A 10,038-nucleotide genomic window follows, 5' to 3' on the forward strand; every position below is an offset into this window, starting at 1 on the left:
TATACGGTCTTTCTCAATCAGAAACAGCTCCAAAAAGCCGGCCTTACGGCCAAGAATATCAACCAACAAAAAATCATGGTGCAAGGCGAACCAACGTTGGATGTATCCGTGGAGGATTGTCCAGGGGAAATCGGATTGATCTGTTTTCAAGTGTCGATTCTGCCTGAAAAACAGGAAACATCCAAGCCTGTAAAGAGCCAAGCAGCAGAAAAGCCAAAAGAAAAACCCAAAGCTCCAAAAGGAACCGAGGATTTTCTGGAACGGAAAGAAATCGTGGTGCCAGAAGCGTTTTTAAACTCGCATCCGAATCCTGAAAAAACGCAGCAAGTGGTCAATTTTGTGAAACAGAACGGCCATTTAGATGAACCCCTTACCATTAACCGGGAGACAAATATGCTGACAGATGGTTATAGACGGTACATCGTGGCTCAACAGCTTGAATTAGATATCGTCCCTGTTGTCTACGAAAAAGAAACAGCTTCAGTCAAAAGCTAAAAAAACGCATAAGTGTTTTAAGGATTCTAATAGGCCCATAAGAGTTTTTATCCTGATCCCTTAATATTTTAGTTACCCATCCATTGAAAAACGCAGTAGAAAGCTAAATAGAGATAATTTAGAACGAGTAAAGCTTATAAAAGACCTGTTTTCTTCTTTTTCCATTAGGCTTGCTATGCAGCCTAATGGAATTAGTTCTCTCTCTATGTACTTGCATAGAAATCATTAGGGTCCTTTTAGGGCTTTTTTTATTAATGGGGTCCAGACATGCAGGAACCCCTTTCATCCATAATAGGATAATCGCGGATTTTATAATAAAGGGGGACAAACCTCGTTTCATTTCTATTTGTGATGAATATACTATTTTAGCGAATAGAAAAGGGAGATGTTTGTATGGGAAATTACAATGATTACAATGATTATAGATATTATGATAATTATGATAACTATAATAAAAAAGATAAAAAAGACGGTTTTTACTTTAAGTGTTATAAGAAGTACGATAATTATCGTGAAGAATATTACTATAAATGCTATAAAAAGCACAATGATAAGCACAATGATAAACACAATGATAAATGTTGTTGTGATAAGAAATGGTACGATGAATACTAAAAATGAGTGTTAAAAGAAGGGGACTTTATTTGATATTAAAGATTCCTCCTTTTTATCATGCAGTATACTATCTAGTCCTTTCTTGCTTTGATAAAGGCAGCTACATGCTGCCTTTAATTTAGTAAAGTGACTTTCATTAATATCCTCCGTATCCATACGGGTAATAATATGGATAGGGTCTAACATATGGGAATACAAAAACAACATATGGGAATCTTTGTCGACGATATCGGCGATATCTTCTTCTGCGAGGACGTCCGTAATCATCGTAGTCATATCCATAGCCATATTGTTGCCTGTTTTCTTGGTCTCCATCAAATTCTTCAGGAACTAGCATAGTCACACTTTCTTCATCCATATCATCAATAATCCCATCAATCTTTGACCCGTCGCTTAATTGTCCTATAACATGGTAATTCATATATTTCCTACATAGGTTTTTTATATCGTTAGGCTGGTAAGCCCCCTGAACTTGATTAGGATTCATTGGATTGTTGTTGTTATTGTAGTCCACTAAAGATATCCCTCCTTCATTTACTTTAGGATATTCACCCAGTTTGGAATTGGTTAATGTATATCATTTTTTAACATAGAAATGGCTAGAGTCCTGTTTGGGCTCTTTTTACTGAAGAGGTGCAAACTGCTCTAAAGGCATAGCAGAATAAGCCTGATCCATGAGTTTTTTAAAGGTTCCTGTGAAATAACGAACCAGATTGGTTTTTACTTTTCCTTGTTTATAGCCTCTAATGGATTGTTTAAAGGCGTTTATAGCAGTATATGTAATGGTTTCTTGTTCGACTATGTGTGAAATGGCTTTCGTATCAAGGAAAACACTTTTCCAAAAATCTTCAATCATGGCTGCATGATCAAAGAAAGGCTTAACAGCCTGGACAAATTCTTTAGGCACATAAGAAGCCGTAAAAGTTGAATCTAAAGGAACATCTTTACGTGTATTTAATTTTTTAATATTGCTAGTTTCTAAAAGATTACTAGTTTCCTTTTCAAAATTGGAGGATTCAGCCTTACTGCCGCAAGGTTTCTCTTGATTCTCGCAATACGTCAATTTTCGCTTTTTTAATACATCAATTGTGTTGAAAATATAGACATTATGTCCTTTGCCACCTTTTGATTTTGCCGTGTTTTCGATGGATAAGATGCCTAAGTCCTTCGCTTTTCTTAGCATCCGTTCAAAAGTAGATCGGCTAACCCCAAACCCATTCAATTTTTCATTGATGGCTTTTACTAGCGTTCCAATCTTGGCGTTGGCAACACCTGCATATTTTGCGGAGAATCGGACCAGGCGTTTGAACGCGACGAGTTCTCCTTTAGTGAAATCTTTTTTATGTTCAGCTAGGAACATTTCAATCGTGTTGTTAAATTCCTTTATGCTGCTAAACTTGCTGTAGTCTTTAAAATTTTCAATTCTGCCTGCTACTAACATGGTATTTCCTCCTTAGAGGACAATAAAAAAGACACTGCTCCCGATAAAGATTAAGGGAAACAGTGTCTTTTTTATTGTGTCTATAGCAAAGAAACAATATTTTTTCCTTGAAACTGAAAGTAATATACACTAAAATAAGTGATATAACTTTATTAGTAACAAAGGACTTCGACAAGTGTTTTCCCTACTGCGATTAGGGGGAACGGTTTAAGGGTGTTCCACCACCACTTAGACACGTTGGAGTTCTTTTTTTTCGTCCGTTTTTTGTTATGGTTAATTATCCAACAATTGCTACCAAAAAACAAGTAAATTTGATAGTTTATGGTCTTTAATAGATCCACCCTCGACCCTTTCTAGGAGTCCTGGACAATCAAATTCTTCTTGGGTCGTGAATTCAAACTTTTCACGATAGTATTTTATCTGGTTTAAAAAGGTTAAAATGGTTAAATCTTACTCAGGAGGAGATTTTTAATGACTAGAGATACAAAAGCAGCAAGAATCCTATCAATTGTCATGTTAGCAATAGTTGTTGTTATTTTAATCATGACTGAATTCGTAAATGTAAAAAGTACAGGTATTACAGCATCCTTATATTATGCTTATTCCCTCGCCCCAATTGCTGGATTACTACTTTCTTTATTTGGAACAAAAGGAAGGTTTAGAATTGTTTTTTCACTAATTTTTCTTGCCTTCATTGTTTGGTTTTATGTGGTTCCTGCTATAAGTTTTTTAAATGGAGATTTTTAAAAAGAAAATAAGAGACCCAGAAAATAAAGTGAACCCAAGATGAATTGTTTTTAAAAGAACTTGGAGAAGCAACGCAAGAGGAATTTCCGAATTTTTAAATCTAAAAACATTAATAAATAGTTAAATAAAACTCTTTTACTGATTCATACATATTCAAACTTAAATCCTCCCAAAAACAATAACTTTCTCACATGGAAAACACTCTATATTAACAATTTATTTCAAATTTTCTAAAGCATAATTAGTTAACATAAAGCACCTTACCGGAAGTTCAACACTAATAAAAAAGGTAATTCAGCTGAATTACCTTTTTATTAGAAATATAATCTACCAAAACTTTAATCGTTTCAAAATACCTTTTCCATCTGTTTTTTCCATTCCCGAAGCAATTTGGAGAGTATTTTCCTCTATCTCTTGAACAACTTGCTTTTTAATTTCTTTTCTTTCTTGTAATAGAGCCATTTTCACTGCTTCATTTACAGCATTTTCAAAACGATCCTGCATCACAGTAGACATTTCTTTAGTTAGGTCATTTTTAAATTGTTCCATGATTTCACTTTGTTTATTAGAGAGTTCTTCAATCAATTCTTTTTTGAAATTTTCCATCTGTTTTTCTTGCGTTATTAATCCGTTTTCTCCCTGTGAAACGCTAGGCGTTATTTCTGTGTTTTTTATCGTTTTATCCTTATTATAAAAGGATTTTTCAATCTTATTAGCTATAGTTTTACTCACATCATTTAGAGGTTGCTGTAAGTCCATTAATTCTTTCATGTTTTCCAAAGCCCTGATGTCTTTTTCATAATAGATTCTTTGATCCCTGGCATTACGTTCAAACTTTACCCCCTCAGCTTCAAGCTTTAAGCTCCAGCTGCGAAGAGTATCTTTGGCGATTCCTAATCTTTCGCTAACAGTTTTAGCAAAATAACCGAAATTGTCCTCAGCGTTATTCATGAATAATCACCCCGTTATTACGTTAATTCTAGATGATAACGCTCTTTTCCTACAAGGGAAACGGTACATTTGTAGATTAAAAAACCTCTGGAATAGTTAGTTCCAGAGGTTTTTTAATCTCACAGACTACATAAACTTTAAATTAATTTCTCTGTAGCAATTTTAATGTTCGATACATTGAATCAAAGAAATGATGAATATCGTCTTTTTTAATTACCCAATCGCAACTCGCATCATCAGGCAAATCTGCGCGCGTTTTTCGCCAAGGATACTCAATATGTGTTAAGTCCTCTAAAAATTTCGCTTCAAATTTACTATATTTATCCCATATCCAATGCAATATACTCAACTGATCAGATGTTAAACCTAAATCCTGAATCGATACACCAAAATCTTTATCAATTCTCTTCGAACCATACGGTTTATAGCGATGGTACAAATCAGGAATTACAGGACCATGTTTCCATGCTTGGAAATTATCTTCAAATAAATCGTGTCCAGTAAAAGCGTGGTTCCATCCCTGAGCGAAATACATTAATTTCTGAAGTTTTAAAGGAGAAACTCTTAAATCGTCTTCATCTTCCTCATTAAATTCTTGCCCTTTTATAATAAAAAACTTTTCTACTGATTCTGTAGAAGCCATGTGCCATTCATCATCTATATCTTCTATATTTAACAAAGTAAGCCTGTCATCTAATCCCTTTAATAACTCACTCGATTTTACTGTATCTAATAAAAAAGATAACCTCTCTTCAAGTTCTCTTTTAGGTTTCTCTTCAAGTTCATCACGATAATTATCAAATGCTCGTTTCATCGCGCGTGGATCTAAATATGTTCTAAAATGAGTATCATGTTTTTTAGTCTGTAAACTTCCATTTTCATACCGAGAGATAGTAGCAGGGCTCCATCCAATTAATTTAGCCATTACGCGCGTACTAACCTGATAAAGTTCGTTACGAACATAACGAAAATCTTCTGCTTTTAACATATCTTTCTTTTCCTGATATTTACGATAAATCGTATTATAGTTTCGATCTGTTAATTCGTCGTTATCTGTGTACTGTCCACATTTTGTACATTCATAACGTTCAGCTTCATATGTGATAGTTTCGCCATTCAATTCAACTTTATCTGTAACAAATTTATGTTCAACCGGAGTTCGTTCAAAACAATGAACACAAAATTTTAATTGTAACGTCATATCTTTTTCCTCCTGTTTTACATACCCCCTCACTCATGATGCCTTAAGGGGGTATGTGATTGTACGATCTGGTTTATGAAAAGAAACACAACAGGTAAAAGGGCCATCATTGTCTTCAATAAAACTGAACTTAATATAAACTTCCATTGTTTCATTTCCAGTAACAACCTTTCCAAATTCCCACATATCACTATTACGCAATCGTGGAGGAACATTACTGCTCCCATTAGGATTGGGTCCTCTGTAATAATCTTCATAAGTTAGTTCTTCTTCAACAATTAGCCTTACATCTGCGGCTCTAAATCCTAATTCCAACAAAGTAGCTTCGTTCTTATCTCTTTGTGCCAAAAGGATAAAATGGTCATTTCCCCGATGAATACAATCAACAATCTTCTTTAAAATGTCTTCAACTTGGGCCTGTGTAGCTCCGTTGAATGCTGCCAATAAAACCACATCCAATATTAAGACTAGTGTTCTCAGTCATACGATATTTTATTCACGGATAACACTTTTTGTTATCCATTAATAACATTTTATCATAATTTATGAATATTCAACATGAAAACAGAACAAAATAACAGAAAAAAACTGCTTTTGAAAATATCGTGTTTCGTTATATATTCACCATGAAACAGTACAGGACTAGAACACGAAGATCATGGAGAGTTTTTTACTTGAGTTCAAATGTACGATTATTGTAAGAATCGCACGTTCAAAAGGCCGCCAATTGGCGGCCTTCTTATGGCGCTAACGCACCCGTTAGTTTAAGTGTATTAAATCACAAACTTAGTTGTTATGCTGCCCCGTTTGTTCCATAAGAAAAAGAGCTGATCGTGATCGTCACAGCTCATTAAAGTTATAGCACCTTTTAGTCAAGTAACCTTCTATTGATAAAAACATATACAATTGTTAATAAAAGCAACATAGCAATTATAAGAACCGTTAATTCATAGGGATAGTCAATAAAACTATTGAAAACTACTAACAATCCTAACGGGAGAAAAAAAGTTCCACCTGTCACTGTACCTAATAAAGACTTATTTTTTATCATTTTTTCATTAAATCCTGCTAACAACCAGGTTTGTTTTTTCACAGCTACTAAGTACGATACAAGTAAAAGAGCTATACCAATAACCAATGATCCATAATCCACCTTTTCACCCCCAAAGGACAATTTTATTTTCTGCTACTTTTAATACGAACTAAAAAGGTAAAAGTTCCCTTTTCCTATTGATTTTACCACAAAAAACCATTTTCTTGATGAACTAACCTGCCCCGTTAGTGCCATAAGAAAAAGGATTGCCTCACAACCCCGATCCAACAAACGTGCCTATTGTTTAACAAGAAGCAGAACTATCTTAGATATCCTCCATTATTAATATCGAATGTTGCGCCTGTATAATGCTTGGCTCTATCTGATAATAAGAAGACAACAGTATCAGCCACATCTTCAGGCAGGACAGGCGTATTGATGAGTTGGTGACTTAAATACTCCTCTTTTCTCCAATCAGGTATCGTACCCATCATGGGAGTATTAACCATCGTAGGAGCAACCGCATTAACTCGGATGTATGGTGAGAAATTCATTGCACAGCTTTTAGTTAAACCTAATATGGCAGCTTTTGATAACCCATAAATTGCATCTGAACTGCCTTGCATTCCTGACACTGAAGACATATTAACGATAATTCCCTTACGTTGGCTTTGAAACAATTTTTTACCGAACATTTGTGAGAGATAAATAAACCCCTTAACGTTTATATCTAAGACTTTATCAATTTCATCTACTTGATAATCTAGTATATTTTTCGCCAAATAAATCCCCGCATTATTAACTAAACCATCTACATCAGTATGTTCTGCTTCAACATATAAAAAAAATTTAACGACCTCTTCATGGTTACTTACATCTATCTTATATGTATGTAGAACATAGCGATCATCCATTGACCGTTTTAAATCATATAAGGAATGTTCATTAATATCGCATGCAATTACTGAAGCCCCCTCATGTAAGCATTGTTTGACAATTTCTTTTCCTATTCCAGAAGCCGCGCCTGTTACGATTACTTTTCTATTTTTGAGCACTTATTGAAGCTCCTCTCTCCATCTATTATTACTCTAATTAACTAAATAGTAGCATGAGTGTTAACCGTTATCCTTGTTGAACTATCCTGCCCGCATAAAGAAAAAGCTGCCTTTTAAAGACAGCTCCAATCCTAAGCTAAAGCACCCGTTAGTTCTATAAGGCGATATTATTTTCTCGGTAACTTCCCTTGATGCAACATTTACCTTTTCCTCATTTTTTCTCAAATTTAAAATTTCTTTTTCCAAATCTGTTTCCTTTATCGTTAACGAAATCTTTAAATTAATGCTACGTAACAAATCTTCCAGAGCATCAACCAATCCTTTAATAGATTTTACTAACAACTGATGTTCTTCCATAATGAATTTTGGAGGAATTATTGTTTCAAGAGATTGTAAGTTACTTTGACCTACACTAATTGAATTTTGTAGATCAATACTGAACTGATCATTATTTCTCATTTCTTCATCTAAAAAATCTGGATACATCCTATTAGAAATATAAATTAAAGTCCTACCCACAAGTTGAAGTGTTTGACCATATTGAACTAATGTATTTTTCGATGTTATTCCCTCCTATCGGGTTACTGTATTTAGTACTCTATCCCTTTAAAACTAAGGTATGCCCAAAGAAAAATGTTAATGCTTATGTATGAAATCGTACATTCAAATCCTTATGTATTGTCCGAATCCAATTGAGTGACTCAATTATAAGATTTTGTGTTTAATAAATAGGATTTTACCGGTTCAGCTGTTACAGCTTTTTCAGGGTCATTTGCTCGCTTGGATACTGTCTAGTTTTCACGGGGAATAAACGAAATTAAATTTTATAATAATTGCTGTTTCTGATTTTATATTATCTGTTCTTAACTGTTATTGAACCCAATAGATGGCATTTTATATCTTAATGAAAGTCCCAGCGTTCATAAAAGTATACATTCAACGAACGATATCATTTCTTTACGAAACAGCAAGTTTTAACGTTCGGTTAAGTACAAAAAAAGGTACGAATGTTCATGAACTTGCATTTGCTTTTACGAACGTTCTTTGAACTTTGTATATACAATTGGACTCACATATTTTTTGGAACAAAATAAAATAGATAAATCACTTCATAAAATAACATCCATTTTCCAGAACCACCTTTAACGGGTGGTTCTGTCTATTTATAAGGATAAACAATACATTTTGCAATCGCTCATATTAGAAATAAAGTTATTCTTAATGGATATATTAAGAATGATTACTTAAAAAAAAGAAAAAAGGAGTTAGTGTGATGCGGTTACCTGAAGACTTTAGAAATTTTTTAGGAATAAACCCAGCTAGGCATAAAAAAGAAGAGTTAAGTGATTCATACTTTCCAAACCTCATTATACATAAGGAAATACATGGGGATAAAGTATTCGTACCATTAGATTTAAAGAAAATTTGGAATCGTTTTTAGCAATGAAATATAGCAACCGTTTTATACAAACGGTTGCTATTTATACTTTTAGGAAAAAAGAATAGAACTTCGGATTTACCGTTCCTGGTCGATTCGTAAGAGTTAGTCTTAGGTCATCGATACCAGTTGAGGGATTCTTCTTAGGCGTATTTGAAACATTGTACCACTTTAAAATTTCGAAAACGGCTGTGTAAGCTCTTTTTATTGAAGTCAAAAAACTTGCCTACGCGCCGCCTAACAGGCCGCCTGTCGTCGGAGCAGGAAGAAGTCCTGCGACGTCAACAACTGGTACTCCAGCTTGAGTAAAGATCCCTTCTATTACAAATGGGGATTCTGTTACTATATCCTCAGGGCAAGCATCTGGAAAATCTGTATGCTCCTGGAATGGTATAGAAGTTGTAATGGGGGTATAACAGTACCACCAAGAACAGTTATGGTAATAGTTACAGGAATAAGCCCAATGTTAACTACTTTGTCTCGAATGACTCTGACGTTATGTAATACCAGCTAAATTCGGTACAACAACTATCGAAACAATATCTGCAAGCTCTACTACACCAGCAAACAAGCCAAGTGGAAGTGTTATTTCTGCAACCTTCCCTTAGCTAGTGAAGGTTGCAACCAAGCTTTTTACCACTACCAAAAATCAACTATAAGAAACTGCAAAGTTACTTTTATGGATGGTTCTAGCTATTGGCAAAAGATGATTACTAATGATAAGCGTCTATCGATTAAATCCGAACCAAATAAATTGTATTTGGACGAACAGTGCAGCATTTTAGCTGATGTGACTAGAAAAAAGAAAATACAGGAATGTAATCGAATGGGGTTAATTTAAAGCGTACCACCTAAAACAGATAAAAACATGCAGGATTTTATGCATTTCCTCTAAGCGATAGTTATTGATCGCTATACAAAATTTTTTATCAATATGGACAAGAGTACTTCCTTTTTTATCTGCTTTGCATATATTGATAGCAAATAATAGAAAGTAGTGATATTTCTATGTCTTGTAAGAAGAAAAAACGCTGCGATAACGACCATCACGATGATTGTTGT

The 10,038-nt window shown here is 34.3% G+C and carries 12 protein-coding genes; 4 read left to right on the plus strand and 8 right to left on the minus strand.

Going from position 1 to position 10,038, the window contains the following annotated elements; translation table 11 throughout:
- The coding region (locus J7I96_RS08620) for a ParB N-terminal domain-containing protein (RefSeq protein ID WP_251029132.1) at nt 1–495 on the plus strand (495 nt) is incomplete at its 5' end.
- A gap of 393 nt (nt 496–888) precedes the next feature.
- Nucleotides 889–1,110: a hypothetical protein gene (locus J7I96_RS08625; protein ID WP_214774244.1), complete on the plus strand. Its 222-nt coding sequence runs from the start codon at nt 889–891 to the stop codon at nt 1,108–1,110.
- 9 nt (nt 1,111–1,119) lie between these two features.
- Here J7I96_RS08625 and J7I96_RS08630 read toward each other — a convergent pair whose 3' ends face one another.
- Both J7I96_RS08630 and J7I96_RS08635 read right to left on the minus strand, forming a co-directional pair.
- Nucleotides 1,120–1,425, minus strand: a complete 306-nt coding sequence (locus J7I96_RS08630; RefSeq protein WP_214774245.1) for a hypothetical protein — start codon at nt 1,423–1,425, stop codon at nt 1,120–1,122.
- Nucleotides 1,426–1,732: 307 nt separating this feature from the next.
- Nucleotides 1,733–2,551, minus strand: coding sequence for a hypothetical protein (locus tag J7I96_RS08635; protein ID WP_214774246.1), 819 nt, complete (start codon nt 2,549–2,551; stop codon nt 1,733–1,735).
- A gap of 471 nt (nt 2,552–3,022) precedes the next feature.
- Here J7I96_RS08635 and J7I96_RS08640 point away from each other — a divergent pair, with 471 nt between their 5' ends.
- The gene (locus J7I96_RS08640; RefSeq protein WP_214774247.1) at nt 3,023–3,298 is read left to right on the plus strand and encodes a hypothetical protein; all 276 of its coding nucleotides are present in this window, start codon (nt 3,023–3,025) and stop codon (nt 3,296–3,298) included.
- Between the two features lie 327 nt (nt 3,299–3,625).
- Here the strand turns inward: J7I96_RS08640 and J7I96_RS08645 are convergent, their stop codons facing one another.
- The 6 genes from J7I96_RS08645 to J7I96_RS08670 form a co-directional block, all read right to left on the minus strand.
- Nucleotides 3,626–4,249: a MerR family transcriptional regulator gene (locus tag J7I96_RS08645; RefSeq protein WP_214774223.1), complete on the minus strand. Its 624-nt coding sequence runs from the start codon at nt 4,247–4,249 to the stop codon at nt 3,626–3,628.
- A gap of 142 nt (nt 4,250–4,391) precedes the next feature.
- Nucleotides 4,392–5,450: a type II TA system antitoxin MqsA family protein gene (locus tag J7I96_RS08650; protein ID WP_214774222.1), complete on the minus strand. Its 1,059-nt coding sequence runs from the start codon at nt 5,448–5,450 to the stop codon at nt 4,392–4,394.
- A gap of 33 nt (nt 5,451–5,483) precedes the next feature.
- Nucleotides 5,484–5,903, minus strand: coding sequence for a hypothetical protein (locus tag J7I96_RS08655; RefSeq protein ID WP_311315241.1), 420 nt, complete (start codon nt 5,901–5,903; stop codon nt 5,484–5,486).
- A 415-nt stretch (nt 5,904–6,318) separates the two neighbouring features.
- Nucleotides 6,319–6,603: a DUF3784 domain-containing protein gene (locus J7I96_RS08660; protein WP_214774219.1), complete on the minus strand. Its 285-nt coding sequence runs from the start codon at nt 6,601–6,603 to the stop codon at nt 6,319–6,321.
- Between the two features lie 200 nt (nt 6,604–6,803).
- Nucleotides 6,804–7,538, minus strand: coding sequence for an SDR family NAD(P)-dependent oxidoreductase (locus J7I96_RS08665; protein WP_214925002.1), 735 nt, complete (start codon nt 7,536–7,538; stop codon nt 6,804–6,806).
- A gap of 81 nt (nt 7,539–7,619) precedes the next feature.
- Nucleotides 7,620–7,997, minus strand: coding sequence for a hypothetical protein (locus tag J7I96_RS08670; protein WP_214925005.1), 378 nt, complete (start codon nt 7,995–7,997; stop codon nt 7,620–7,622).
- Between the two features lie 814 nt (nt 7,998–8,811).
- On the opposite strand from J7I96_RS08670, the gene J7I96_RS08675 reads away from it, so the two are divergent.
- The gene (locus tag J7I96_RS08675; RefSeq protein WP_214774233.1) at nt 8,812–8,979 is read left to right on the plus strand and encodes a hypothetical protein; all 168 of its coding nucleotides are present in this window, start codon (nt 8,812–8,814) and stop codon (nt 8,977–8,979) included.
- Nucleotides 8,980–10,038 lie beyond the last annotated feature (1,059 nt).

It is taken from the genome of Bacillus sp. ISL-78 (genome assembly GCF_018613455.1).
GTDB lineage: Bacteria > Bacillota > Bacilli > Bacillales > DSM-1321 > Peribacillus > Peribacillus frigoritolerans.

What these genes read in the sequence shown, in the direction of transcription:
- J7I96_RS08675 (WP_214774233.1), top strand. Translation starts at nt 8,812, where the DNA reads ATGCGGTTACCTGAAGACTTTAGAAATTTTTTAGGAATAAACCCAGCT.
- J7I96_RS08630 (WP_214774245.1), bottom strand. Translation starts at nt 1,425, where the DNA reads ATGGAGACCAAGAAAACAGGCAACAATATGGCTATGGATATGACTACG.
- J7I96_RS08625 (WP_214774244.1), top strand. Translation starts at nt 889, where the DNA reads ATGGGAAATTACAATGATTACAATGATTATAGATATTATGATAATTAT.
- J7I96_RS08635 (WP_214774246.1), bottom strand. Translation starts at nt 2,551, where the DNA reads ATGTTAGTAGCAGGCAGAATTGAAAATTTTAAAGACTACAGCAAGTTT.
- J7I96_RS08640 (WP_214774247.1), top strand. Translation starts at nt 3,023, where the DNA reads ATGACTAGAGATACAAAAGCAGCAAGAATCCTATCAATTGTCATGTTA.
- J7I96_RS08645 (WP_214774223.1), bottom strand. Translation starts at nt 4,249, where the DNA reads ATGAATAACGCTGAGGACAATTTCGGTTATTTTGCTAAAACTGTTAGC.
- J7I96_RS08650 (WP_214774222.1), bottom strand. Translation starts at nt 5,450, where the DNA reads ATGACGTTACAATTAAAATTTTGTGTTCATTGTTTTGAACGAACTCCG.
- J7I96_RS08670 (WP_214925005.1), bottom strand. Translation starts at nt 7,997, where the DNA reads ATGAGAAATAATGATCAGTTCAGTATTGATCTACAAAATTCAATTAGT.